The sequence below is a fragment of the Methylophilales bacterium MBRSF5 genome (genome assembly GCA_001044335.1).
Taxonomy (GTDB): domain Bacteria; phylum Pseudomonadota; class Gammaproteobacteria; order Burkholderiales; family Methylophilaceae; genus BACL14.
Window position 1 is genome coordinate 195,161 of record CP011001.1, and the last position, 24,679, is coordinate 219,839.

Consider the following 24,679-nt stretch of genomic DNA (forward strand, 5'->3'; position numbering starts at 1 on the left):
AGAACTCCGTTAAGGTTTATAGATAACTAAAAAAACAATTGCAATGAGCATTATCACAGGAATCTCATTGAATATCCGATAAAAAACATGACTATGATTATTAATATTATTTTTGAATAAATTTAAATATTTCCAACAATAGAAATGATAGATGACCAACAGTGCGACCAAAATTAATTTATAGGTTAACCACACACCTTGATAGTCGTAATTTATGATTAATAATAAGCCAAAAAAGATTGTGAGGATCCCGCCAGGGGTCATGATTCCGTAAAAAAGTTTACGTTCCATAACCTTAAACCTCTCATCACTGATCTTATCTTTAGCTTCAGAATGATAGACATACAGCCTGGGAAGATAAAACAAACCGGCAAACCAGGTTACCATAAATATAATGTGTAAAGACTTCATCCAAAGCATATATAATCCTTAAAAAAAACTAATAACCCTACTGTGATCGGCGTTGATACAAGTAAGTCCGCATGGTATTCTTAGGTTTTATTTCAATTAGATTAATGAACGCACCAATTTCAACAGACTTTCTCAAAGCGCAATCAAAATTTGCTAGCAAAATTCGAGAGATTCCATACAACTATACTTCTTTTTCTGACAAAGAAATAGTCTTTAGATTTCTTGGGGAAGAGATGTGGAATGCGATTGAAGAACTTCGCGCTGAGAGAAAAACAGGAATTTCAGCCCGAATGCTCTTTGAGGTCCTTGGAGATTTGTGGGTCGTAACTCGAAATCCTTATCTTCAAGATGATTTGTTAGATAACCCAAAAAGGCTGAAACAGTTGGTTGAAGCGCTGCATCATAGAATAAATTCAATTGAATCACGAAGTTTTGGAAACATTAAAGTTTCCCAATTGGTTGTCTCGTCTAGAAAAGCTGTTGATGATTTTGAAGAATCATTCAAGACAACAAAGTTGATGCGTAAAAAAGTTCTCAAGAGTCTAAAAAGACACACGAATAAAGACAATATTCAGTTTGATGGATTGGCTCGAGTTTCTCATGTTACTGACGCTACTGACTGGAGAGTTGAATTTCCTTTTGTCGTTCTGAATCCTGATCATGAAGATGAAATTCCTGCATTGGTTAAAGAGTTGATCGAGCTTGGCTTAACAATTATTCCCAGAGGCGGTGGGACTGGATATACTGGAGGAGCTATTCCTTTAACAAGCAAATCTGCAGTAATAAATACAGAGAAGCTGGATTCGATTTCTGAGGTTACAAATATTGATCTTCCCGGAGTTTACAGCAAGGTCCCTGTGGTTCATTGTGGTGCTGGTGCTGTTACTAGAAGAGTAATGGAAAAGGCAAGTGCAGCAGGTTTAGAGTTTGCAACTGATCCAACCTCAGCAGATTCATGCTGCATTGGTGGAAATGTTGCTATGAATGCTGGAGGTAAAAAAGCTGTTCTATGGGGAACAGCCCTTGACAATCTGGCATCATGGAAAATGGTGGATCCTAACGGGGATTGGATCATCATTCAGCGCCTTGATCACAACCTTGGGAAAATTCATGATATCGATAATGCAAGATTTCAAATATCTTTCATTGATTCAAAAACATCAAAAGAAATTAAAGCTAAAGAAATTTTAGAAATCCCAGGGCATAAGTTTAGAAAAATTGGACTGGGTAAAGATGTTACAGATAAATTTTTAAGTGGACTCCCTGGTGTTCAAAAAGAGGGATGTGATGGTCTCATTACCTCTGCTACATTTATTTTGCACAAAATGCCAAAATTTGTCAGAACAGTCTGCCTAGAATTTTTTGGTCAAGTTGGCGATGCGGTTCCATCGATTGTAGAAATAAAAAAATACATTGACGAGACTTCTGGAGTTGTTCTTGCAGGCTTGGAACACCTTGATAATCGTTATATCAAGGCGGTAGGGTATTCTACTAAGGCGGCTAGGTCACAAAGACCTAAAATGGTTCTGATTGCAGATATTGCCTCTGATAATGAAAATATCGTTGGCCAGGTATGTTCTCAGGTAGTTACCATTGCCAATCGAAGATCTGGTGAAGGTTTTATTGCTGTTTCGCCTGAATCAAGAAAAAATTTCTGGGCTGATCGTGCGAGAACAGCTGCGATAGCCAAACATACTAACGCATTCAAAATTAATGAAGATGTTGTGATTCCTCTGGAAAGGCTCGGTGAGTATTCCAATGGCATCGAGCGATTTAATATCGAGTTATCTATAAAAAATAAATTATCGATACTTGATGATGCTAAGGATTTTATTATTAACTATAAACCAGTTATTGAGGATGAAGACTTTAATGAGGACCTTTTTAAAGATAAATCCACTCTTGCATTGAATTTAATTGAAAAAGTAAAATCTAAATGGTATTGGATCATCAATTCCCTGGATCTATTGGGTGATGATTTGAATAAATTTCTCAATTATGAGACTCAACATCCAAACACACCAATCATTAATCTTGTTCAGAATCATGAGATTATAATTTCATGGAAAGCTGAGGTGCTCGCTCCTTTAAAAGAAATATTTTCTGGTCGAGAATTTGAAAAAATAATTACAGGCATTGTTAAAGCTCACCAACAAAAATTAAAATCTAGAGTCTTTATTGCTTTACACATGCACGCTGGTGATGGGAATGTGCATACCAATATCCCTGTAAACTCAGATGACTATCAGATGATGAATGACGCCCAAATTGCTGTTTCCAAAGTAATGAAGCTAGCAAAGTCTCTGGATGGGGTTATTTCAGGTGAGCATGGTATTGGCATCACTAAAATGGAATTTTTAGATAATGAGACGATTGAGGTCTTTAAGAAATATAAAGAAAAAGTGGATCCTAATGGGCATTTTAATAAGGGTAAACTCCTTCCAGGATCTGGTCTCACAAAAGCATACACCCCAAGCTTTGGACTGCTTGAAGAAGAATCTATCATCATGGAACAGTCCGAAATGGGTGAAATTGCCGATTCGATCAGCTCATGTTTAAGATGTGGAAAATGTAAACCAGTCTGCACGACACATGTTCCAAGAGCTAACCTGATGTACAGCCCAAGAAATAAAATTCTTGGAACATCGTTATTAATCGAAGCATTTTTATATGAGGAACAAACTCGTCGGGGTATATCACTGAAACATTTTGATGAGTTTAATGATATTGCAGATCATTGCACCGTTTGTCATAAATGTTTAAATCCTTGTCCAGTGAACATTGACTACGGTGAGGTCAGTATTCAGATGCGAAACTTTCTGCGAAAGCAGAATAAGAAAAAATTTAATTTAGGCAGTTATGTTGGTATGACCTATCTTAATTTAAAAGACCCAAGAACAATCAAGGTCATGCATCAATTGATGATTAACATTGGATATCGTGTACAAAGCACCATCCATAAAGTGGCTAAAAAATTAACATTTGGTAGTCGAATGTTTACTAAAAACCCACCTTCAACTGTGGGTAAAGGCAATGTGGCATCTCAAGTTATTCACTTTATTAATCGACCGATGCCTAAAAATGTTCCAACAAAAACATCAAGAGCGATGCTTGGAATTGAAGATGACAAGATTGTTCCAATCATTAGAAATCATAATAAAGTAACAGATGATTCTGATGCCGTTTTTTATTTTCCTGGATGTGGATCTGAACGACTATTTTCTCAAGTTGGTTTAGCCACTCAGGCGATGCTATATGAAGTGGGCGCAATTACTGTCCTGCCTCCAGGCTACTTGTGCTGCGGTTACCCTCAAACCTCTTCGGGGGATATTGAAAAAGGACATGAAATATCATCTGATAATCGGGTGCAGTTTCATCGGATTGCAAACACTCTTAATTACTTAGATATTAAAACTGTGATTGTCTCCTGTGGCACATGTATGGACCAGCTCACTAAATATCAATTTGAAACTATTTTCCCTGGTTGTCGCCTGCTTGATATTCACGAATACCTAATGGAAAAACAGGTCAAAATGAATGATGTATCTGGCGTGCAATATATGTATCATGAGCCTTGCCATAACCCCATGAAAACTTATGCATCTGCCAATGTGACCAAATCACTCTTAAATAAAGATGTTAAAAAGAATGACAGATGTTGTGGTGAGTCTGGGACTTTTGCTGTAACTCGACCTGATATTGCAACCCAGGTAAAAATGAGAAAATCCGAAGAAATCACAAAGGACAAAAAAGCTCTTATTAAAGATAATAAAGATGATGTCAAAATTCTTACATCTTGCCCATCATGTCTGCAAGGCCTGTCAAGGTATGGGGATGAAACTGGAACGGATGCTGATTATATTGTTGTTGAAATTGCAAAAAACAATCTAGGAGCTAACTGGTTACAAGATTACGTTGAGAAGGCAAACAATGGAGGAATTGAGAAGGTTTTATTATAATTTCGCGATCGAGTTTATTAAATAAATGGTAAAAATAGCCTTGTGGACACACTCTGTACTGCCCTTGTAATAGTCCGTTCCGTTTTTTCAGACAGTGTGTAGGCGAAATAATCAGTTCGACCAATAATTTTCCCAAATTCTCTTTCAAAACTTAAATTTTGCTCGTTTTCATTGATTGAGTTTGAAATTAAAAAAGGTTCTCCGTTCTCCATTTTCTTACTAGATAGTTTCCATAAGACTACTTCAATATTTCGAGCTACATTGTAAATATTTTGCGGGTCTAATTTATCAAAAAGATAGAAATCAGTTTTATTGCCATGAGATTTAAGGAGCATAGTCTTGAGACCAATCATCAAAGCCAAGACCCTGTCCCCGTTAAAACTTTCATCAAAAACTAAATTCAAAGACTCAACATCTTTTTTATTTTGTAATTGCTCAAATTCATTACTATGATCACCATGGAAAATCCAATTTACCATTTTTTCTGCATCATCTTGCGTAGTTTTCTTTAACTGATTAGGGTTGCGTTTGTAGAATTTCAAGGCCAAGATTTCTAGGCTTTGCAGATTTTCTCTAATCTCAAGATCTGCCATCCGATCAAAGTCTGTTTTTGCGAATTGATTCACTGAGCTTTTATCATATTGTGATGTAGGGGATTTAATTTGGTTTGAAGAGCATGAGGAAATGAAGATTAATATAATCAGATAAAATATTTTATGAAACATTTTTTATATAACTCTTTCTTTAGGGAAGTTAAGCCAAAAGGTACTTCCTTTGTTCATATCGCTTTTAATATCGATTGATCCATTATGATGATCCATAATATTTTTGACGATCGCCAACCCCAAGCCTGTTCCTCCTGAATTTCTGCTTCTGTCGGCATCAACTCTATAAAATCTATCGGTAATTTTTTCAAGATGTTCTTTTGAAATCCCTATGCCTGTGTCGGTAACAGACAAGATACCTTGTCCTTTTAAAACAAACCAACTAATTGAAATTGAACCTTTGTCTGTATATCTAAATGCATTTGAGACTAAATTTTCTAGTGCGCTATAAATTTCAGAAAATGAGCCGAGAATATTTTTTTTTGAGTCTATGTTGAATTCAAATGAAATACCTTTTTTCTCTTTCAAGGAAGAAAGATTATTGAGAATTTGATCTTTCAAATCTTCAACGATGACTTTATTGTTCCTTTGTATATTTTTGGTAGAGTCAATACTACTTAAAGAGATAAGATCTGTTATTAAAGCATTCATTCTTTGTGTTTGCTTTAAAGTTGCTTGTAACAAAACTTTTTGTTGTTTTTTTTCGATATCGTTATTTAGCATCAGCTCACTATTGCCCATAATTACTGTTAATGGAGTCTTTAATTCATGCGAAACATCTGAAATGAATCTCTTGCGACTAGCTTCAGATTTTTCTTCATTATTAATATTTCTACATATTAATAATTTATTTTCTATTCCAAATTTAATTAAATTGATTTGATATTTATTGTCATCGATGATTATCGATATTGATTTTTTGTTGTTATTCGCTTCAATCAGGTCTAACAGCTTGGTATCACGGAAAATATAAGTAATTGGCTTATTGAGATCATCTGGCAGCTTGATTCCCAACATATGCTGTATTTTTTTATTAGCCCATAAAATATGGTTTGATTGGTCAAGTGACAACACACCATCAGGTAACGCTTGTGCGCCGAGTAAAAATTGGTCTAATGCTAGACCTAAATCCCTTTTTACTTTGATGGTTTTTTTATGAAATTTATAAAGTTTTGAAAAGGTAGGTTCCCATAAACTATCTCCAATAGGAACAGTATGCTGTGATGGTCGATTAAGCCATTTATCCAAACTTACTAAGGAATAGGCTTGTTTGAGGATGTAAAGAATCAAAAGAAAAATAAATAATAATAAGCCATAAACTTTTGCAAAAAATATCCCTACAAAAAAAGATACCACAAGATACAAAATCAATTGCGTGATAACTTTGATGAATATCTTATTCAAAATTTATTTCATCCGATAACTTGTAACCAGCACCCCTGATGGTTTCAATACTATTTTCAATACCATGCGATTTTAATGTGGATCTTAATCTTTTAACATGCACATCGATTGTTCGTGCATCAATTTCAGATTCGTTATTCCAAATCTTATCTACAATAATTTCACGTGAGAGGACACGATTTTTATTCATACATAACAAATATAATAATTTAAACTCTGTGGGTCCAAGTTTTATAAATTTCGATTGATGAAATACTTCATGACTATTAGGATTAACTTGAAGATTTCCATGTTTAATTTGTTCAGCAATAGATTCTGGATTCTTTCTCCTGAGTATCGCCTTTATTCTCGCAATTAACTCTTTTTGACTAAATGGTTTTGCTAAGTAGTCATCAGCACCAACATCAAAACCTTCAATTTTATTCGCTTCTTCATTTTTAGCGGTGAGCATCATTACAGGTATATCTTTGGTGTTAGAGTTCGTTCGAATACGCCTAAGGAAATCAATACCATCGATGCCGGGAAGCATCCAATCTAGCAAAATAAGATCAACCTCATTTTTTTTTAAAAAACTTTCAGCAATCTCAGCATTGATCGCCCTTAGTGGTTGAAAATTATTATGATGAAGATTTAAAGCTATCATCTCTAGTATAGATTCTTCATCCTCAACAATTAATATATTTGGTTTTTTCATATTTTTTAATAGAAATATATATTTCTAATCGTAATTGTAAACTAATTAAAAGCTATAAATTGAGAAAATAGGCTTTGATTTTTTTTGGATTTTTCATTATGGTTTAGTTATTAATTAAAAATGGATTTTTAAAGATGTTTAACTCATTGAATAAAGAAAATATTATTGCCGATAATAATTTTAATAGATGGTTAGTCCCCCCAGCGGCGCTTCTAATACATTTGTCGATTGGTATGATTTATGGCTTCAGTGTTTTCTGGAAAAGACTTACAGAGGTGGTAGGACAGCAATGTGCGGACAATATTACTTTCTTTGAAAGAATTTTTATAACATCTTGTGATTGGAAAATGAGTGATTTAGGGTGGACATTTTCCTTAGCTATTGTTTTTCTCGGGGCCTCTGCAGCAGTTTTCGGGCACTGGCTTGAAAAAGCAGGACCCAGGAAAGCTGGGGTCGCTGCAGCGCTAGCTTGGGGTGGAGGATTAATTGTAACTTCTTTAGGTGTTTATACTCATCAGCTTTGGATTATTTGGTTGGGTACTGGCGTTATAGGCGGAATCGGATTGGGCCTAGGTTACATTTCTCCTGTTTCTACTTTAATCAAGTGGTTTCCTGACAGAAGAGGCCTTGCAACAGGTATGGCTATTATGGGTTTTGGTGGCGGAGCAATGATTGGTAGCCCTTCTGCAGAATATTTGATGAATCATTTTTCCTCAGTTGATGGAGGAGTCTGGCAAACTTTTCTTATTATGGGTACAGTCTATTTAATTGCTATGCTTCTCGGAGCATTTGGTTATAGAGTCCCTGCGGATGGTTGGAAGCCAGCTGGTTGGGTTCCAAAAGAAAAAACAAATAAATTAATCACCAACGACCATGTGCACGTTAAGAATGCTCACAAGACAAATCAATTTTGGCTTTTGTGGATTGTGCTTTGTTTAAATGTCTCTGCTGGTATTGGGGTGCTTGGTGTGGCTTCACCAATGTTCCAAGAAGTGGCAGTAAATGTATTTGATCAAGGCCAGATTGTTGCGATTGCTGCTGGTTTTGTTGCATTATTATCTTTATCTAATATTCTTGGGAGAATTTTCTGGGCATCATCATCTGATTATTTGGGAAGAAAGAATACTTATTTCATATTCTTCGCTTTGGGTTTTTTAATGTATGTGAGCTCCCCATGGGCTGGAACCACTGGAAATATACCTTTGTTTGCACTTATTTTCTGTATTATCTTAACAATGTATGGAGGAGGCTTTGCTACCATACCTGCTTATTTGGCAGATATTTTTGGTACCCAGCATGTGGGAGCTATTCATGGCCGTCTTCTTACTGCTTGGGCTACGGCAGGTATTCTCGGTCCAATGTTAGTTTTTTACCTCAGAGAGTATCAAATTGAACAGGGGGTTGACCCTTCTCAGGCCTATAACTTAAGCATGTATATATTGGCTGGTTTATTAGTCATTGGTTTAATTTCAAACCTGCTTGTGAAGCCAGTCAACAAAAAATATTTCATGAGCAAATCTGAGCTAGATAAAGAAAGAAAGGTAATGACATCCTCAAGTTCAAGATCCGTAAAAACACAATCCAGCAATGTTGGATTGCAAAAACTTATCTTACCTGTTGCTTGGATGGTGGTTGGTATTCCACTAGTTCTCGCAATTTACAATACGCTTGATAAAGCTTTAGTCATCTTTTATTAACTAAATAAATATGGATTATAGTAGTTTAAAGGTTGCACTTTGCATTTCAAAGTTCAATTATGAACATGTTTCAGTTTTAGAGAATTCTGTTTCAGATGAGCTCCTAAAGCAAGGCTTCATGCTGGCTAATATAGATAAGTTCTATGTGCCTGGTGCATTGGAATTACCACTTCTTTTATCAAGGTGCTGCAAATCTAAAAAATTTCATGCGTTGATTGCAATTGGTGCAGTAATCAGGGGTGAAACTTATCATTTTGAAGTTGTATCAGATCAATCTGCGATGGGGATCATGAATGTTCAATTGCAATATGATGTTCCTATTATGAATGCAGTCTTAACAACGAATAACGATGATGAGACTATTCAAAGGACAGGCACAAAAGGCATTGAAGTTGTAAATGGCCTGATTGAAACACTAGATACCCTTAATTTAATTGGTTAATATATACTCAATGAAAAAAATCAACAGCAGAAGGAAATCAAGGGAACTGGTAATGAAGTCAATTTATCGGGGAATCATGAATACATTTGATTACGCTGGTATTAAAAAAGATATTCAAGATGACCCCGATTATTGCAGATGTGACGAGGAATTTTATAACTCATTTATTGATGGAATAAAAGAGAGTTACCAAGAAATTATTGAAGATTTAAATAATTTCATGGATAAAAAGAAAGAAGAACTAAATCCAATTGAATTATCAATTCTTGTGGTTGCTTATTATGAATTAAAAACAAGAGTGGATATCCCTTTTAAGGTTTCAATTAATGAAGCATTGGAGATCACAAAGAATTTTGGTGGTCAGGAAAGTTTTAAATTTGTAAATGGTTCACTTGATAAGGTGGCAAAAAAGTACAGAGCATTAGAAATTAACTAAATGTTTTAAATTCAAAACCATCAGCTTCTTTCCATATTAAATAATTTCCTTGATTTTTCTTCCAGTCACCTAAAACAAATCTTGTAAATGCTTTATATCGATGGGTATTCTGGCGATGAGTATGCCCATGAATTAATATCTCAATTGGAAGATTCTTTTCAATTACTGAGTTAACTGTTTTTTCATTTACATCAGTAATATTTTCTGGCTTGTTAAGATTTAATTTTTTACTTTGCTCCCTAAGGTTAGATGCAATACTGATTCTTTCATCTAATCCTTTGGCTAAAAAATTATCCTGCCACTCTTTTGACCTCACTTCTTTACGAAACGCTTGATAATCTGAATCATCACTGCAAAGAGTGTCACCATGCATAAGTAAGACATGATTATGGCCGAGAGTAATTCGAGTTTCATCATCAAGAATTGTTATTTGATTTTCCCTAAAAAATTTTTTGCCAATTAAAAAATCTCTATTTCCATGAATGAAATATATATTTTTTTGATCGCCGAGCCTACTCAAAGCACTAATTTCCTTTGAATACATACTGGAATCATCACCGACCCAGTAATCGAAGAGGTCACCCAAAATAAAGAGGTTATTTGTTAAAGCTGAACTGTGCTCAAGAAAATTTAGAAATATATTATTTGATGCATTATCAGTAAGATGCAAATCAGATATGAATACAGCACTATCATTAATATTAATTTTTTGAGCCTTCATTAATAATAATTGATTCTTTTGGCACATCTTGGTGACCCGATGGATGATTTCCTGTAGGCACTTTAGCAATCTGATCAACTATATCCATACCTTCAATTACCTTACCAAATACACAGTACCCAAAGCCATCCTGTCCTGGATAATCCAAGAACGAATTATCAGCTACGTTGATAAAAAACTGTGACGTGGCTGAGTCAGGAATGCTAGTTCGAGCCATAGCGATGGTATATTTTAAATTTTTTAAGCCATTCGCTGCTTCATTTTTGATTGGATCATTTGTATCTTTTTGATTCATATCTTTATCGAAGCCACCACCTTGAATCATAAAACCGTCGATTACTCTATGAAAAATTGTTCCATTAAAGAAACCTGAATCTACATATGATTCAAAGTTTTTTACAGTGATTGGTGCCTTATCTGCATATGTTTCAATGACGATATCGCCTTTAGAAGTTTTGAGTGTAATCATTATTATCCCTATTTTAATTATTTTTTAATTATTTCATTGATGCTAATTTTTCTTATAGGTACATCAGCATGCCCTTTTTTTGAAGTAGTAGGCACTTTAGCAATTTGATCAACTATATCCATACCTTCAATTACCTTACCAAATACACAGTACCCAAAGCCATCCTGTCCTGGATAATCCAAGAACGAATTATCAGCTACGTTGATAAAAAACTGTGACGTGGCTGAGTCAGGAATGCTAGTTCGAGCCATAGCGATGGTATATTTTAAATTTTTTAAGCCATTCGCTGCTTCATTTTTGATTGGATCATTTGTATCTTTTTGATTCATATCTTTATCGAAGCCACCACCTTGAATCATAAAACCGTCGATTACTCTATGAAAAATTGTTCCATTAAAGAAACCTGAATCTACATATGATTCAAAGTTTTTTACAGTGATTGGTGCCTTATCTGCATATGTTTCAATGACGATATCGCCTTTAGAAGTTTTGATTAAAAATACTTGCTCAGCCTGTGCAAGTATTGAATATGTTGAAACAATACAAACTAGTATAAATTTAATGAGTTGATTCACTGATAATTTTCCATTCATTATTAAATTTTCTCCATATTTGTTTTTTTTGGGATGTCTGTTTTAGCAGATTACTATTGTATGTTTGAGTAAACTCAACATACTTTACGTAATCTTCTTCATCAGGGTAATCAATAATCGTCAGATTATCAATGGCAATTTCAACATCATTGGTATTTTCAAATACAGTTTTCTTTTTTGAGGACCATATGTCAAAGGTTGTTGAGTTATATTTTGCATTGGTATCATAAAACGCTATATATGCTGAGTAATTTTGTAATGTCCAATTGTTGATCCATGATTCAAAATAGCTCATGAATGTATTGTGATTATCTATTTTATTTTCAGTGGCGAAGTATTGATCATAAGATAACTTCGATACAATAACTTTTGTATTTTTATCTTTAAGTATATTTTCTAAAATATTCAAATTTTCATTTGAAATAACAATACAACCATCACTTGACTTTGGAGCCCGGCTATATGTATCTTTTGGTGTTCCATGAATCCAGATGCCATGACCTGTTTTGTTTAATAGCTTATCGTACACATTGGGGTAATCAATTGGAAAAGCACCGTCACCATAAAAATCACTCAAAGGCTGAGTTATTTTTTTTCCAAGGGTGTAAACTCCTAATGGTGTTTTTTTGTCTCCTTCAAAGTTTTTACCTGATCCATTTTTTCCAATAGAGGCATATGCGTCAAAGGTCTTTATTAAAGTATGGTTTTTGATTTCAAATAAATACAATCTGGACTTGTTTGTATCAACATAAATTAAATTATCTATGCTTTGTGGTAGAGTCACTCGACGAGATTCAATGATATCAGTAGCATTATGCAAATGACTTTCGATTCTTTTTTTTGCTTCATCCTTTAAATCGTCAATTTTTTCTTTTGAAATGTTACTTGATGATCCAAAATCTGAAATTCCATGGGCATAGGCCTGATATATATCTCCTCGAATAAGGTAAGCCAATTTAAAGTTTGGTTTTTGTTTAATTATTTCATCTATTGTAATTAACGCATCACTCAGTTCACCTTCAGATATTTTATATAACGACTTGATTAAAAGATTTTCAATATTATCAGCTTGATAATTATCACTATAAGCAACGGCGTGACTACATAGTAATGTAGTAAAGAGAAGGTTTTTAAGAGATTTCATTGACTATTTTTAATTGATCATCAATTAGTTCAATTAAAAGTGTTTTTTTAGTGGTTGAATCAATATTACCAGATTGGTAAATTTGTATGAAAGAAACGCTATATAGATTTTTATTTTTTGAAATTTCTATATTATCTAACCTTAAATTGATTGACGATTTATTAATAACTCTAGGTTTCCTAAATTGCTTCCATTTTTCTAAATCCATTCCTTTATTATTTTTGAAATTATCTGAGTAATATTCAATATATTGATCAAAGTTTTGACTCATCCACGCATTTTTCCAGTTATCAATCATTGCATAAATCTTTTCATTGATAATATCTTCTTTATTATCAATTTCATTTAATGATTGAGTTTCTTGTTTGGCGTCTTCAGCAAGAACAATATTTTTATTAATGGGTTGAAAGTTAAATAATTTTTTTATTAAAGAAAGTTTTGTTTTTGCGTTTTTATTAGATTTATCAATTTGAAGTGCTTGATTATAAGATTCACTTGCCATTCGTGTATACAAATCCCCTAGGTTTATATGAGCTGTAGCATAGCTTGGATGAGTTTTAATTGATTTCTCTAATGCTGTTTTTGCTAAATCAAAATTACCATTCTGTGCATATAAGACTGCTAAATTATTATAAGGCTCAGGTAATGCAGGATGAGATTTTGTTAATGAAACAAATACATTAATGGCATTATCAATTTCACCTAATTCTGATAGCAATACTCCGCTAATAAAAAGTAATTGTGGGTTATCTTTATCAGAATCAAGATGCTGGTTAACTATTTTTTTTGCTTCTAAGTAATTTTTTTCCTCTATCAATTTATTTAATTTTGACATATCGGCAAAAGAATAATGTGAAAAAGCGAATACAAAAAAAAGAACTGCTATTAAAAAACGTTTTGACATACTATAATCTCAAAAAACAATCTTTATATTTTACCAAATAAGCTTGTCTCATACTATTTATGATTAGAATTTTTAACACCCTTACTAGTAAAAAAGAAAATTTCAAGCCAATCACCGAAAATCATGTAAAGATGTACGTATGCGGCATGACAGTTTATGATGATTGTCATGTGGGCCATGCTAGAGTGCTGATTGTTTTTGATTTAATTTACAGATGGTTTTTAAATTCTGGATATGATGTTCAATATGTTAGAAATATTACTGATATTGATGACAAAATAATTAATAAATCGAATGATAAAGGCTGTAAATTTAACGAATTGACAGATAAATATATTGACTCAATGCATGAGGATTCGAAAGCTCTAAACGTAATTCCCCCAACATTTGAACCAAAAGCTACTGAAGCAATCCCCTCAATGATAAAAATGATTAGTATCCTTGTTGACAAGGGCTTTGCATATGTTGGAAAAAATGGAGATGTTTTTTTTGAAATTGCAAAATTTAAAGATTATGGAAAATTGTCAAAAAAAAATGTCGATGATCTTGATGCTGGTTCAAGAGTAAAGATTGATGATAATAAAAAGAGCTTTGGTGATTTTGTTTTATGGAAGTTATCAAAAGAAAATGAACCGTCTTGGGAATCTCCTTGGGGCAAGGGACGACCTGGATGGCACATTGAGTGCTCAGCAATGAGTAGTGATATTCTTGGAGAAAGTTTTGATATACATGGCGGTGGTCAGGATTTAATTTTTCCGCATCATGAAAATGAAATTGCACAATCAGAATCATGTCACGATTATAAAATGGCTAATTACTGGATTCATAATGGTTTTGTTAATGTTGATGATGAAAAAATGTCTAAATCTTTAGGTAACTTTTTTACATTAAAAAACGTTTTAAAAAAATACAGTGGTGAAGTCATAAGATTTTTTGTTTACAAATCTCATTACAGAAGCCCATTAAATTATTCTGATCAAAACCTAAATGATGCAAAAGCTGCAGTAGAAAAAATTTATATAGCGCTTAGGCCTTACAATTGTATTCAAGTTGATCTGGACTGGTCTAAAGCATCTTTAAGTAAAATTAAAGATGCTTTAGATGATGATTTTAATTCTCCACAGGCTATCTCAATAATATTTGAGCTTATTAATCAGCTCAATAAAGTGACTAATAATGATTTAGCAAATGAAATATATAGTGTGTTAAAAGCTCTTGGTTTGATGGCAATACCACAAGATGAGTATTTCACTAAATCAAGCAAGATTGATCATGATCATATTGAAAAATTAATTCAACAGAGAGCGCAGGCAAAATTTCAAAAGGATTACCAAAAAGCTGATGAATTAAGAAATGAAATTGATTCTCTAGGTGTTATTTTAGAGGATACAGTAAATGGTACAGTTTGGAGAATCAAATGACAGTAAATTTAAAAGCTCCACTAAAGAAAAACATAATCAACGTACCTGGCTTCAGATTTTTTACCTTTGGTGCAAGAATAAAATTAAAAAATATAAAAAATGACATTGTTATTGTGGAGCTGGGTAAAAAATCAAAAACGGCGGCAGTTTTCACTAAAAATAAATTTTGTGCAGCTCCAGTCTTGCTTGCAAAAGATAATTTAAAGTCAAATGATCCCCGGTTATTCATAATTAATTCTGGAAATGCCAATGCTGGTACAGGTCAAAAAGGGATTGAAGATGCTAAGAAAATAAATATAGAGCTAGGCAGATATTTTTCTTTGGATCCTAATTTAATTTTGCCATTTTCGACAGGCGTCATATTGCAGAATCTTCCTGTTGAAAGAATTAAGGACTCTTTTAAGAGCAATTTAACAAAAATAAAATATGGATCAAATTGGATTGACGCTGCAAAGTCAATCATGACAACGGACACTGTTCCAAAAGCTGTAAGTAAAAAATTTAATCTTGGAAAATATGAGATTACATGCACAGGAATTGCGAAAGGGTCTGGAATGATTCATCCAAATATGGCTACCATGCTTGGGTTTATTTTTCTTGATGCGAAAATTTCTAAAACTTTGCTTAAAGATTTGGTTAGATATGTAGCTGACAGATCATTTAATTTAATCAGTGTGGATGGGGACACATCAACAAATGATTCATTTGTTATATCAACATCAAATGATGCTGATAATCCTGTAATTACTAAAAAAGATAAGATGTATATTAAGTTAAGACATAATGTACTTGAGATTGCAAAAGATTTGGCAGAAAAAATAGTTCGAGATGGCGAGGGAGCTACAAAGTTTGTTGAGATAGAAGTAAAAAATGCTAAAAATTTGAGTGAGTCGAAGATTATTGGTAAGGCGATTGCAAACTCTCCGCTTGTAAAGACCGCTTTTTTTGCTTCAGATCCAAACTTAGGCAGAATTTTGTCAGCCATTGGCAATGCACAGCTAACTGATCTTGATGTTTCTGACATTGACCTATATCTTAATAATAACATTGTGGTTAAAAATGGGATGCTTTCAAAACGATACTCTGAAAAAAAAGCCATCGAGGCAATGAAATCCAAAGAATTCAAGTTAAGTGTTGATCTAAAAAGAGGAAAAGAGGTAGCAACAATTCTTACAACGGATCTGTCTTACGAATATGTAAAAATTAATGCAGAATACAGAACCTAAAATAACTAAAGTTGTTGCAGGAATTTTAATAAATAGTAAAAATGAAGTTCTTATTTCTCAAAGATTAACCTCACAACCTTGGCCTGGTTATTGGGAGTTTCCTGGAGGTAAAGTTGAGCTAAATGAGTCACTAGATCAATGCTTATCAAGGGAGTTATTTGAAGAAATAAGTATTAATCCTCTCTCATATACTGAGTGGATCACAAGAGAATTTTTTCAAGATAATCGAGTTATAAGGATTACTTTCTTCAAAATCACTCAATGGGCTGGTGAAATTCAAAAAAAAGAAGTAAATGATTACAAATGGATTAATGTTGAAAACATTAATTCATGGCCAAAAAAAATACTTCCAAAAAATATATATATTCTTAAAGCGCTTTCATTACCTCCGTATTATTTAATTACAAATTTTTTTGAAGATGAAAAGTCTATTAAAAAAGCAATTAATTCAAAAGATATCTGGATCCAATATAGAGAACCGTTACTATCAATTGATAAACTTCAGTATTTTTATGAATTTTTAAAGAAAAAGTGTGCTTCAAAAATTTTAATTAATTCTAGACATAAAAATTTGATTAACAATAATGGAATTCATTACACATCAACAGATTTAAACAAGGTCAAAAAGCTCGACAAGAACATTATTAATGGAGCATCAGTCCATAGTCTGGATGAGCTCAAGCTTGCTAATAAGCTTGGTTTTGATTTTGTTGTATTGTCACAGATTAAAAAAACACTCAGTCATCCTGAAAGAGATGGAATGGGGTGGAGCAAGTTTAAAGAAATTGTTAATCATTCAGATATACCTGTGTATGCACTTGGAGGTTTGAGTTTGTCAGATTTAGCAGACGCTCAAAAAAACGGGGCTGTAGGAATCTCATCCCAAAGAGAAGGATGGAAGTTATTGAACTAAGAAATCAACATCTTTTTTAATTACTTCACCACTATTATTTTTAAAGCTAAAAGAAAGAGTAATATTTTTTAAATCATCAAGATTTTCCGTAAGATCATAGATCATAAGATGATCACCACTTTTCTTTAATTGAAGTGGCTTTTTAGTAGTGATAATTGGAGACTCAATTTTTCTCATTTTCATTACATCACCCTCCATTAACATAGTATGGATTTCAATTCTTTTGCTTATGTTTGAAGATATATCAATTATTTCAAGGTCTTCATCTGAGATAATTGTTGCAAATCCAGCGGTAACCTTTTTACCAAAATTATTTTTTATGATTGGGTTTTTGAAAGTGATATCAGCTAGCAAATAATTTGAAAATAATAGGAGAATTATTGTGATCAATTTTTTCATTTCTTTTCCTTTATAAGCTATGAAGTGATGCTGAGAATTTAATTATTCGTTTTGTTTTTTTGTCATCAACCGGGTGCGTAAAGTTCATATTTATAGCATATTTATTTGCCGAAATTGATGGTTCAAATATTGAATTACTTTTTAGGTTAATGGTCAACAAATCAAATTTTACTAGGGGGTCTAATTTTAATTGAGCAACCATATTGTTTGCAGTTAGGTTTTCTTTCGTGAAATGTTTTCTTAAAATTTTTAAAATGAATGAAAGGGATTCATTGATAATATATAAATCTTTAAATAAATCCTTAAAGAATAAATTACGAGATTTGGTATTTTGCAGTTCAGTCCATATTTTATATTTAGAAAAATCTATATCATTTATTCCTTGTGGAGATTCTGACCGAACTCTTAATTCTTGAATCATTTTATTATTATTTAATGCAAAAGGAGAAAAAGAATTAATTTTCTCAAGGTTTTTTTTGAGCTTTGATGCATCATCTATATTGGTTTTATATTTTGTTTTGATTCTTTGAAGGTCATTAATTAATTCAACTTTGATGTCTGCTCGAGCGGCATTTGCATTAAGTTTAAATAAGAGTTGAAAAAGAATGTTTGTTATATGATCAGAATGTTTTTGTTTTATAAAATAATTGTACTGATTAAACAAATGTTCAATTTTTAGATATTTTCTATATTTTTCATTCATTGGAAATTCAAGATTAATCATAAAATATTTTAAGTTTAATTAGTTGTTCTTCAAGATTACCTGTCGAGTCAAATATGAAATCAGGCTCTATTAACTCATAGTTGCTCTCTTGGTAAGCAATAATTTTTTTTATTGTATTTTTTTCTAAACCATCTCTTAATTCTACTCTTTTTATTTGATCATTAATATTACAAATAACTTTTATTTTTAGGTCAAACTTTATCTTATTTGACAACAGCTTAATTAGTGGAGAAATCACAACATAAGAATCTTTTTTTTCAATAATTTTTTGAAGCTCAGAAAAAATTAGTGGATGTAAGATATTTTCAATTTTTTCTCTAAATACATTGTCATTGAATAAATTAATTTTTAATTTTTTTTTATTTATTTGACCATCAGTTTCGAAATATTCGTTACTAAGATTTTTTTTTAATTGAATATATCCAGAGTTTCCTGGCTCTATTAAATTACGATTAACATCATCCAACTCCACTAGTGGAAGACTGTTGAATGTTTCTTTTGAAAAAGTAGTTTTTCCAGAACCAATTGAGCCATAGATTAAAATTTTTCTGCCTAGCATATTTTTTGGCTCGATGATCTAGAAGTCTCTCTTAATAGATGATGAGATAAAGGTCATCATTCGATCTTTATATATGTTATCTTTAAAATAGGACATTTCAAGTTCGAGATCAGCTAACTTTGCCTTAATAATTTTTTTGACGGAATCAATGGAATTAGTTTTATCAATAATCGAAATGATCCTTGTTAATTGACTCAGATCTCCATGATTAATCGCATTTTTTATTATTTCGCGGTCATTGATATTTGCTTTTTCAGCAGCAAATATAAGCGGGAGAGTCATTTTCCCATCTTTTAAGTCATCACCTAAATTTTTACCAATTCTCGCAGCATCGCCTGAATAATCGAGCACATCATCAATTAATTGATATATTTGACCAAAGATTTCGCCAATTAAGGATATTGATTTTTTCTGATCTAAGGTGCATTTATTCGCTATGCAGGCTAATTTTCCACATGCTTCAAATAGAACCCCTGTTTTTGCTCTAATAACTTTGAAATAATCATCCTGGGAAATATCAAAGTTATTTTTATTAATAAGCTGAAGCACCTCACCTTCAGCAATTTTATTTGTCGTGTAGGCAAGAATATCCATTATCTCAATACTGTCCAATTCAACCATCATTTGAAAGGATCTTGAATATATAAAATCTCCAACCAGTATGCTTGCTGAATTTCCAAATTTTATATTTGCTGTTGGGGAGCTTCTTCTGGTATCCGAGTCATCCACAACATCATCATGAAGAAGGGTAGCTGTATGAATAAATTCAACAATGGCTGCTAATTGGTAATGGATATCTGTAACATTACCTGCGAGGCCAGCTAAATTTAACAAACATTGAGGCCTCATTTTCTTACCACCACCGTCAATAATATGTTTACCTACTTGATTTATTAGTGGAACCTCAGAAACCAATGAAGACATTATGACATCATTTACTTTTTGTAGATGATCTTGTTGATTGCTATTAGATGCTATTTTTTTTTGGTATGTGGTTTTCACTTTAATTTATTTGCAATATAAGAATTATTTGGGCGTCTTATTAAGTTAACTATTATACTATGCTGAATGTGATTATTTTGTTGATTAAATTCAAGTTTTTTCATATAATGTTCGGTCTTTAGACACAAACAAATGTTTAGATAATAGGAATTATAATGCAAGCTGTAATCAAAACTGGTGGAAAACAGTATAAAGTATCCGAGGGAGATATCCTAAGAGTAGAAAAACTCACTGCTAAAGAAGGTGAAAGTTTAAAATTAGACAACGTTCTGGCTTTAGTTGACGGTGATAAAACTACTATTGGTGCTCCAACTGTTAAGGGTGCAAATGTTGATGTTTCAGTCGTTTCCCACGGAAAACACGATAAAGTTATGATTTTTAAAATGAAAAGACGTAAGCATTACAGAAAAACGCAGGGACATAGACAAAACTTTACTGAGCTTAAAGTAACTAAAATTAACGCAAAATAATATTTAGGAAAATAATATGGCACATAAGAAAGCGGGCGGAAGCTCAAGAAATGGAAGAGACTCAAACGCTAAACGTTTAGGACTTAAGGTATTCGGAGATCAGTTTGTAAAAGCTGGTGGGATAATCCTGAGACAGCGCGGTACCAAGATGCATCCGGGTGAAAACGTTGGTATGGGTAAAGATCATACCTTATTTGCAAAAGCGGATGGTAAGGTGAGTTTTAGTGTTAAAGGTCATTTGAAAAGAAAATTAGTAAATATTGTTACTAACTGATCTGAGTAAAATCTTTGATTCGGGCCCTATCATTTGATAGGGCTTTTTTATTTGGTGTAGCCAATGAAATTTATAGATGAAGTTTTAATAAAAGTATTTGCTGGTGACGGAGGCAATGGCATAGCTTCGTTCAGAAGAGAAAAGTTTGAGCCTATGGGGGGTCCTAGCGGAGGAGATGGTGGTAGAGGAGGATCTGTTTATTTCCAAGCTAATGAAAATTTAAATAACCTTATTGATTTCAGATTTAAGAAGGAACATCGTGCTCAAAGAGGAGAAAATGGAAGGAGTTCTGATCAATATGGGGCGGCAGGAGAGGATCTTGTGCTTAAAGTTCCTGTCGGAACCGTTATTAAAGATAGTTTTTCAGAAAACATTTTTGGTGATTTAACACAACATGGTCAGAAAATTTTAGTTGCCAAGGGTGGTAAAGGCGGACTAGGAAATATACATTTTAAATCAAGCATTAATAGAGCTCCAAGGCAATTTACGTTCGGTGAACCAGGTGAGGAATTTGAATTATTTTTAGAATTAAAACTTATTGCGGACATTGGTCTAGTGGGTTTGCCAAATGCAGGTAAATCTTCCTTTATAAGAAAAGTATCGGCAGCAACTCCAAAAGTTGCAGATTATCCATTTACAACATTGCAACCAAATTTGGGTGTTGTTAAATTTGATATTGATAAAAGTTTTGTGATTGCAGATGTGCCTGGATTAATTGAAGGTGCCTCTAATGGGGTAGGTTTAGGGGATAAATTTTTAAAACATTTAACTCGTACCAGATTATTACTCCACTTAATTGATGGAATATCTAATATAAGTGGTTCAGATCCAATTGATGATGCACAAACGATCATTGGTGAGCTAAAAAAATATGAGAAAAAATTGTTCAATAAACCTCGATGGATCGTGTTGAATAAAATCGATCTTAACTATGATGCAGATGCGTTGAAGAAACAAATTAAAGATAAAATAGGGTGGAATGATAAAATTTTTGTTATTTCATCTCTTACCGGACAAGGTTGTAAGGAATTGATAAAAGAAATTGCATACTTTTTAGAAAATGAAGATCAATAAAATAAAAAAAATAGTGATAAAAATTGGCTCTAGTTCAATTTCATCGATCCTGAATGGCCTTAATCAGTCAAATATTAATATTTTAGTCAATGAAATCAATTGGTTAAAACAACATGGTGTTAAGGTTGTTCTTGTCTCAAGTGGGGCAATCTCTATGGGTTTGCATGTCAGTGGAAAGCAAAGAAGGCCAGTAAAATTATCGCAGCTTCAATCTTTAGCTGCTATTGGGCAAATTGAATTGATACAGGCTTATAAAAAGTTATTTCATAAAAAAAATAAAGATATTCAAATTGGCCAGGTGCTCTTAACCAACGATGATTTAGTTTCAAGAGAACGCTATTTAAATGCAAAAAATGCATTAGATGAGTTATTAAATAGTGGCGCGGTTCCAATTGTTAATGAAAATGACACTGTTGCATATGATGAAATTCAATTTGGTGATAACGACATTCTTGCTTCAAGAGTCGCCAACCTTATTCAAGCAGACTTGTTGGTGATATTCACCGACCAAAATGGACTCTATGATAAAGATCCATCAAAACATACTGATGCAAAACTTATCGAGAAGATTCAGTCAGATGATCCACTCCTAGAAGATATTTCTCATGATTCATCGTCAAGTTCAGGAATTGGTTCTGGAGGAATTAGATCAAAAATCCTTGCTGCTAAAACTGCAGCTCGTGGGGGAACATCCACGATCATAGGAAAAGGCATGTTAAAGAATTTCTTCAAGGATTTATTTGGCAATAACCTTCAGATGACAATTATCTCTCCAAATCAAAAAAAGATTAATGCTAAACAGACCTGGATGATTGACAATAGCAAACCCAAAGGGCAATTATTTCTTGATGATGGAGCAATTAAGGCTTTGCTGATGAATAAAAAAAGCTTATTACCAGTTGGGGTAAAAAGCTTTTCGGGAAATTTCCAGAGGGGCGATCTGTTATCATGCATGAATCAAGATGGAGTAGAGGTTGCTAGAGGTTTATCAAATTTTTCGAGTGTAGATGTTGAGAGAATCATGGGACAAAAGACAAATTGCTTAAATCAATCACTTGAAAATATGTTTGAGGAAAATTTAATTCACCGTAACAATTTGGTTATTATTTAGTATTGGAAAAATTATGAAACAAAAAAAAATTGCAATTATCATGGGGTCGAATAGTGACTGGCCGGTAATGAAAAATGCTGCTGATATTCTTGATAAATTTAATATCCCATTTGAGGCAAAAGTTGTTTCAGCTCATCGGACTCCTGATCTGATGTTTGATTTTGCAGAATCATCAAATGATAATGGTATTGGTTTAATTATTGCTGGTGCAGGAGGCGCTGCTCATTTACCAGGAATGGTTGCTTCGAAATCAAGAGTACCAGTATTGGGTGTACCCATTCCAACTAAATATCTAAATGGGCAAGACTCTCTATATTCAATCGTTCAAATGCCCAAAGGAATTCCTGTGGCTACTTTTGCGATTGGCGAGGCAGGCGCAACAAATGCTGCATTATTCGCTGTCTCGATTTTTGCACAAGAGGATAATGCTTTATTGGAAAAATTGAAAAAATTTAGAATTGATCAGGAAGAAAAAGTTAAAGCTATGAAGCTTGATCAGGAAGTCTGACTTGATAATCACTCCAAAAAAAATGTTAGCCATGCTTGGTGGCGGTCAACTAGGCAGATATTTTGTGATGTCAGCTCATAAGATGGGCTATAAAGTTACAGTTTTGGATCCAGACCCTCAAAGCCCTGCAGGAAGAATTGCCGATGTTCATTTATGTAGTGCCTATGATGACCAAAATGCACTTGATGAAATTATCGCTACATGCGAGGCAGCAACCACAGAATTTGAAAATATCCCGGCAGATTCATTAAATTACTTAAAACAAAAAATTCAGGTCTATCCTGATGGCGATTCAGTTAGGGTGGTGCAAAACAGAATTAGAGAAAAAACATTTTTAAAAGAAAATGCTATTCCTGTTGGAAGATTTCACATCATTAATGTGGAACAGGATATTACAAATATTTCAGAAGATTTATTTCCAGGAATTCTAAAAATCGCTGAGTTTGGTTATGATGGAAAAGGTCAAAAATCTATCGATTGTAAGACATCTTTAACAGAAGCATTTGAAGAATTTCAAAAAAAACCTTGCATACTTGAAAAGCGAGTAAGTCTGGATAAGGAAGTGTCTGTCGTGCTAGCAAGATCCGCAGATGGACAAATTAAATGTCACCCAGTAGCTGAAAATGTGCATGTTAACGGCATTCTTGATAGCACACTTGCTCCTGCAAATATTGATCAACTTACTGAAAAAAATGTTACCGATTTAGCAAAAATGGTGGCGTTAAAGTTAAATTACGTTGGGGTCATGGCTGTTGAATTTTTTATTTCTGGTAGAGAAATACTTGTAAATGAGATAGCTCCAAGACCACACAATTCTGGGCACTACACTATTGATGCTTGTTACTCTTCTCAGTTTGACCAACAAGTGCGGACTCTTACCGAAATGCCTATTGGAAACCCGATGAATCATTCGAATGCCTTTATGATTAATCTGTTAGGTGACTCATGGGAATTGCCAAGTCCTCATGAGCCTGAATGGACTAAAATAATGATGGAAAATAATTTCAATCTTTATTTGTATGGTAAAGAGGAGCCAAGGGTCGGAAGAAAAATGGGACATGTTACTTTTCTCAGTAAAGAAATCATCAATCAAGATGAAATTGACAGACTTCAAAAAATAAAGAAAAGTCTATAAAAAAAAGGCGCAATAAGCGCCTTTTTTTTAATTAGTTATTTTAAAGAGCTTTAATTGCTGAGTTTAGTCTACTTTTATGACGAGCAGCTTTATTTTTGTGCACAATTTTTTTGTCAGCAATGCGATCAATGATAGCCACGTTAGCATCAAAAGTTTCTTTAGCAACTTTTTTATCGCCTAAAGAAATCGCCTTTATCACTTTTTTAATTGCAGTTCGGAAGGCTGATTTTAAACTCGCATTGTGGGCGCGTTGCTTGTCATTTTGTCTTGCTCTTTTTCGTGCTTGTGCAGTATTTGCCATAAATAATTACTCAAAATTTATAAGATTGGGTATTCTAGCGAAAACATTGTTTTTTTTCAAGTTTTAAATCATTTAAATACCGT

The 24,679-nt window shown here is 33.1% G+C and carries 25 protein-coding genes and 2 pseudogenes; 13 read left to right on the plus strand and 14 right to left on the minus strand.

What is annotated here, in order from left to right; translation table 11 throughout:
• Nucleotides 1-9: 9 nt before the first annotated feature.
• Nucleotides 10-420: a membrane protein gene (locus tag UZ34_01160; protein AKO64085.1), complete on the minus strand. Its 411-nt coding sequence runs from the start codon at nt 418-420 to the stop codon at nt 10-12.
• A gap of 95 nt (nt 421-515) precedes the next feature.
• Between UZ34_01160 and UZ34_01165 the strand changes: the two genes are divergently transcribed.
• Complete coding sequence (locus UZ34_01165) at nt 516-4,370, plus strand: FAD-linked oxidase (protein AKO65123.1); 3,855 nt, start codon at nt 516-518, stop codon at nt 4,368-4,370.
• Nucleotides 4,371-4,387: 17 nt separating this feature from the next.
• Here UZ34_01165 and UZ34_01170 read toward each other — a convergent pair whose 3' ends face one another.
• The 3 genes from UZ34_01170 to UZ34_01180 are packed head-to-tail and all read right to left on the minus strand — an operon-like array spanning nt 4,388 to nt 7,073.
• Entirely contained in the window at nt 4,388-5,095 is a 708-nt protein-coding gene (locus UZ34_01170; GenBank protein AKO64086.1) for a hypothetical protein, read from the minus strand.
• Between the two features lie 3 nt (nt 5,096-5,098).
• The gene (locus tag UZ34_01175) at nt 5,099-6,379 is read right to left on the minus strand and encodes a hypothetical protein (protein AKO64087.1); all 1,281 of its coding nucleotides are present in this window, start codon (nt 6,377-6,379) and stop codon (nt 5,099-5,101) included.
• A complete protein-coding gene (locus UZ34_01180) occupies nt 6,372-7,073 on the minus strand; it encodes a chemotaxis protein CheY (GenBank protein ID AKO64088.1) in 702 nt (233 codons plus the stop codon). The genes UZ34_01175 and UZ34_01180 overlap by 8 nt, the downstream gene beginning before the upstream one ends.
• A gap of 134 nt (nt 7,074-7,207) precedes the next feature.
• Here UZ34_01180 and UZ34_01185 point away from each other — a divergent pair, with 134 nt between their 5' ends.
• Genes UZ34_01185 through UZ34_01195 form a run of 3 tightly spaced genes read left to right on the plus strand, consistent with a single transcriptional unit; the run spans nt 7,208 to nt 9,648 of the window.
• Nucleotides 7,208-8,770, plus strand: a complete 1,563-nt coding sequence (locus UZ34_01185; protein ID AKO64089.1) for an MFS transporter — start codon at nt 7,208-7,210, stop codon at nt 8,768-8,770.
• A 10-nt stretch (nt 8,771-8,780) separates the two neighbouring features.
• Nucleotides 8,781-9,212 (plus strand): hypothetical protein, encoded by a 432-nt coding sequence (locus UZ34_01190; GenBank protein ID AKO64090.1) that lies wholly within the window; start codon nt 8,781-8,783, stop codon nt 9,210-9,212.
• A gap of 10 nt (nt 9,213-9,222) precedes the next feature.
• Nucleotides 9,223-9,648, plus strand: coding sequence for an antitermination protein NusB (locus UZ34_01195; protein ID AKO64091.1), 426 nt, complete (start codon nt 9,223-9,225; stop codon nt 9,646-9,648).
• On the opposite strand, the gene UZ34_01200 is transcribed toward UZ34_01195, so the two are convergent.
• The 5 genes and pseudogenes from UZ34_01200 to UZ34_01220 form a co-directional block, all read right to left on the minus strand.
• Entirely contained in the window at nt 9,641-10,348 is a 708-nt protein-coding gene (locus tag UZ34_01200; protein ID AKO65124.1) for a hypothetical protein, read from the minus strand. The two genes, UZ34_01195 and UZ34_01200, sit on opposite strands and share 8 nt — an antisense overlap.
• A 1-nt stretch (nt 10,349) precedes the next feature.
• Nucleotides 10,350-10,838, minus strand: coding sequence for a peptidylprolyl isomerase (locus UZ34_01205; protein ID AKO64092.1), 489 nt, complete (start codon nt 10,836-10,838; stop codon nt 10,350-10,352).
• 17 nt (nt 10,839-10,855) lie between these two features.
• Nucleotides 10,856-11,431, minus strand: a complete 576-nt coding sequence (locus tag UZ34_01210; protein ID AKO64093.1) for a peptidylprolyl isomerase — start codon at nt 11,429-11,431, stop codon at nt 10,856-10,858.
• Nucleotides 11,397-12,488, minus strand: a pseudogene (locus UZ34_01215) (hypothetical protein). Before UZ34_01215 ends, UZ34_01210 begins: the two are co-directional and overlap by 35 nt.
• 115 nt (nt 12,489-12,603) lie before the next feature.
• Nucleotides 12,604-13,479: pseudogene (locus UZ34_01220) on the minus strand (hypothetical protein).
• Between the two features lie 59 nt (nt 13,480-13,538).
• Here UZ34_01220 and UZ34_01225 point away from each other — a divergent pair.
• From UZ34_01225 to UZ34_01235, 3 genes are read left to right on the plus strand one after another with little or no spacing between them, the layout of a single operon-like run.
• Nucleotides 13,539-14,900 carry a cysteinyl-tRNA synthetase gene (locus UZ34_01225; protein AKO64094.1) on the plus strand — a complete coding sequence of 454 codons (1,362 nt, stop codon included), beginning with the start codon at nt 13,539-13,541 and terminating at the stop codon, nt 14,898-14,900.
• Nucleotides 14,897-16,126, plus strand: coding sequence for a hypothetical protein (locus UZ34_01230; GenBank protein AKO64095.1), 1,230 nt, complete (start codon nt 14,897-14,899; stop codon nt 16,124-16,126). Before UZ34_01225 ends, UZ34_01230 begins: the two co-directional genes overlap by 4 nt.
• On the plus strand, nt 16,107-17,039 hold the full coding sequence (locus tag UZ34_01235) for a hypothetical protein (protein ID AKO64096.1): 933 nt from the start codon (nt 16,107-16,109) through the stop codon (nt 17,037-17,039). The genes UZ34_01230 and UZ34_01235 overlap by 20 nt, the downstream gene beginning before the upstream one ends.
• Here UZ34_01235 and UZ34_01240 read toward each other — a convergent pair.
• Genes UZ34_01240 through UZ34_01255 form a run of 4 tightly spaced genes read right to left on the minus strand, consistent with a single transcriptional unit; the run spans nt 17,028 to nt 19,699 of the window.
• Nucleotides 17,028-17,438, minus strand: a complete 411-nt coding sequence (locus UZ34_01240) for a hypothetical protein (GenBank protein AKO64097.1) — start codon at nt 17,436-17,438, stop codon at nt 17,028-17,030. The two genes, UZ34_01235 and UZ34_01240, sit on opposite strands and share 12 nt — an antisense overlap.
• Nucleotides 17,439-17,448: 10 nt before the next feature.
• Nucleotides 17,449-18,162: a hypothetical protein gene (locus tag UZ34_01245; protein AKO64098.1), complete on the minus strand. Its 714-nt coding sequence runs from the start codon at nt 18,160-18,162 to the stop codon at nt 17,449-17,451.
• A complete protein-coding gene (locus UZ34_01250; protein ID AKO64099.1) occupies nt 18,155-18,721 on the minus strand; it encodes a hypothetical protein in 567 nt (188 codons plus the stop codon). The genes UZ34_01245 and UZ34_01250 overlap by 8 nt, the downstream gene beginning before the upstream one ends.
• 18 nt (nt 18,722-18,739) lie before the next feature.
• On the minus strand, nt 18,740-19,699 hold the full coding sequence (locus UZ34_01255) for an octaprenyl diphosphate synthase (protein ID AKO65125.1): 960 nt from the start codon (nt 19,697-19,699) through the stop codon (nt 18,740-18,742).
• A gap of 179 nt (nt 19,700-19,878) precedes the next feature.
• On the opposite strand from UZ34_01255, the gene rplU reads away from it, so the two are divergent.
• The 6 genes from rplU to UZ34_01285 all read left to right on the plus strand — a co-directional run bounded on the left by rplU (nt 19,879) and on the right by UZ34_01285 (nt 24,295).
• Nucleotides 19,879-20,193 carry a 50S ribosomal protein L21 gene (rplU, locus tag UZ34_01260; GenBank protein AKO64100.1) on the plus strand — a complete coding sequence of 105 codons (315 nt, stop codon included), beginning with the start codon at nt 19,879-19,881 and terminating at the stop codon, nt 20,191-20,193.
• 16 nt (nt 20,194-20,209) lie between these two features.
• On the plus strand, nt 20,210-20,467 hold the full coding sequence (gene rpmA / locus UZ34_01265) for a 50S ribosomal protein L27 (protein ID AKO64101.1): 258 nt from the start codon (nt 20,210-20,212) through the stop codon (nt 20,465-20,467).
• Nucleotides 20,468-20,530: 63 nt separating this feature from the next.
• Nucleotides 20,531-21,541: a GTPase CgtA gene (locus tag UZ34_01270; GenBank protein ID AKO64102.1), complete on the plus strand. Its 1,011-nt coding sequence runs from the start codon at nt 20,531-20,533 to the stop codon at nt 21,539-21,541.
• A complete protein-coding gene (locus tag UZ34_01275; protein AKO64103.1) occupies nt 21,528-22,652 on the plus strand; it encodes a hypothetical protein in 1,125 nt (374 codons plus the stop codon). The genes UZ34_01270 and UZ34_01275 overlap by 14 nt, the downstream gene beginning before the upstream one ends.
• A gap of 13 nt (nt 22,653-22,665) precedes the next feature.
• Complete coding sequence (locus UZ34_01280; GenBank protein ID AKO64104.1) at nt 22,666-23,160, plus strand: N5-carboxyaminoimidazole ribonucleotide mutase; 495 nt, start codon at nt 22,666-22,668, stop codon at nt 23,158-23,160.
• 22 nt (nt 23,161-23,182) lie between these two features.
• Nucleotides 23,183-24,295, plus strand: a complete 1,113-nt coding sequence (locus UZ34_01285) for a phosphoribosylaminoimidazole carboxylase (GenBank protein ID AKO65126.1) — start codon at nt 23,183-23,185, stop codon at nt 24,293-24,295.
• Nucleotides 24,296-24,335: 40 nt separating this feature from the next.
• Here UZ34_01285 and UZ34_01290 read toward each other — a convergent pair whose 3' ends face one another.
• Nucleotides 24,336-24,596, minus strand: a complete 261-nt coding sequence (locus UZ34_01290) for a 30S ribosomal protein S20 (GenBank protein AKO64105.1) — start codon at nt 24,594-24,596, stop codon at nt 24,336-24,338.
• Nucleotides 24,597-24,679 lie beyond the last annotated feature (83 nt).

What these genes read in the sequence shown, in the direction of transcription:
- UZ34_01160 (AKO64085.1), bottom strand. Translation starts at nt 420, where the DNA reads ATGCTTTGGATGAAGTCTTTACACATTATATTTATGGTAACCTGGTTT.
- UZ34_01165 (AKO65123.1), top strand. Translation starts at nt 516, where the DNA reads ATGAACGCACCAATTTCAACAGACTTTCTCAAAGCGCAATCAAAATTT.
- UZ34_01170 (AKO64086.1), bottom strand. Translation starts at nt 5,095, where the DNA reads ATGTTTCATAAAATATTTTATCTGATTATATTAATCTTCATTTCCTCA.
- UZ34_01180 (AKO64088.1), bottom strand. Translation starts at nt 7,073, where the DNA reads ATGAAAAAACCAAATATATTAATTGTTGAGGATGAAGAATCTATACTA.
- UZ34_01185 (AKO64089.1), top strand. Translation starts at nt 7,208, where the DNA reads ATGTTTAACTCATTGAATAAAGAAAATATTATTGCCGATAATAATTTT.
- UZ34_01190 (AKO64090.1), top strand. Translation starts at nt 8,781, where the DNA reads ATGGATTATAGTAGTTTAAAGGTTGCACTTTGCATTTCAAAGTTCAAT.
- UZ34_01195 (AKO64091.1), top strand. Translation starts at nt 9,223, where the DNA reads ATGAAAAAAATCAACAGCAGAAGGAAATCAAGGGAACTGGTAATGAAG.
- UZ34_01205 (AKO64092.1), bottom strand. Translation starts at nt 10,838, where the DNA reads ATGATTACACTCAAAACTTCTAAAGGCGATATCGTCATTGAAACATAT.
- UZ34_01210 (AKO64093.1), bottom strand. Translation starts at nt 11,431, where the DNA reads ATGAATGGAAAATTATCAGTGAATCAACTCATTAAATTTATACTAGTT.
- UZ34_01225 (AKO64094.1), top strand. Translation starts at nt 13,539, where the DNA reads ATGATTAGAATTTTTAACACCCTTACTAGTAAAAAAGAAAATTTCAAG.
- UZ34_01230 (AKO64095.1), top strand. Translation starts at nt 14,897, where the DNA reads ATGACAGTAAATTTAAAAGCTCCACTAAAGAAAAACATAATCAACGTA.
- UZ34_01235 (AKO64096.1), top strand. Translation starts at nt 16,107, where the DNA reads ATGCAGAATACAGAACCTAAAATAACTAAAGTTGTTGCAGGAATTTTA.
- UZ34_01240 (AKO64097.1), bottom strand. Translation starts at nt 17,438, where the DNA reads ATGAAAAAATTGATCACAATAATTCTCCTATTATTTTCAAATTATTTG.
- UZ34_01245 (AKO64098.1), bottom strand. Translation starts at nt 18,162, where the DNA reads ATGATTAATCTTGAATTTCCAATGAATGAAAAATATAGAAAATATCTA.
- UZ34_01250 (AKO64099.1), bottom strand. Translation starts at nt 18,721, where the DNA reads ATGCTAGGCAGAAAAATTTTAATCTATGGCTCAATTGGTTCTGGAAAA.
- rplU (AKO64100.1), top strand. Translation starts at nt 19,879, where the DNA reads ATGCAAGCTGTAATCAAAACTGGTGGAAAACAGTATAAAGTATCCGAG.
- rpmA (AKO64101.1), top strand. Translation starts at nt 20,210, where the DNA reads ATGGCACATAAGAAAGCGGGCGGAAGCTCAAGAAATGGAAGAGACTCA.
- UZ34_01270 (AKO64102.1), top strand. Translation starts at nt 20,531, where the DNA reads ATGAAATTTATAGATGAAGTTTTAATAAAAGTATTTGCTGGTGACGGA.
- UZ34_01275 (AKO64103.1), top strand. Translation starts at nt 21,528, where the DNA reads ATGAAGATCAATAAAATAAAAAAAATAGTGATAAAAATTGGCTCTAGT.
- UZ34_01280 (AKO64104.1), top strand. Translation starts at nt 22,666, where the DNA reads ATGAAACAAAAAAAAATTGCAATTATCATGGGGTCGAATAGTGACTGG.
- UZ34_01285 (AKO65126.1), top strand. Translation starts at nt 23,183, where the DNA reads ATGTTAGCCATGCTTGGTGGCGGTCAACTAGGCAGATATTTTGTGATG.
- UZ34_01290 (AKO64105.1), bottom strand. Translation starts at nt 24,596, where the DNA reads ATGGCAAATACTGCACAAGCACGAAAAAGAGCAAGACAAAATGACAAG.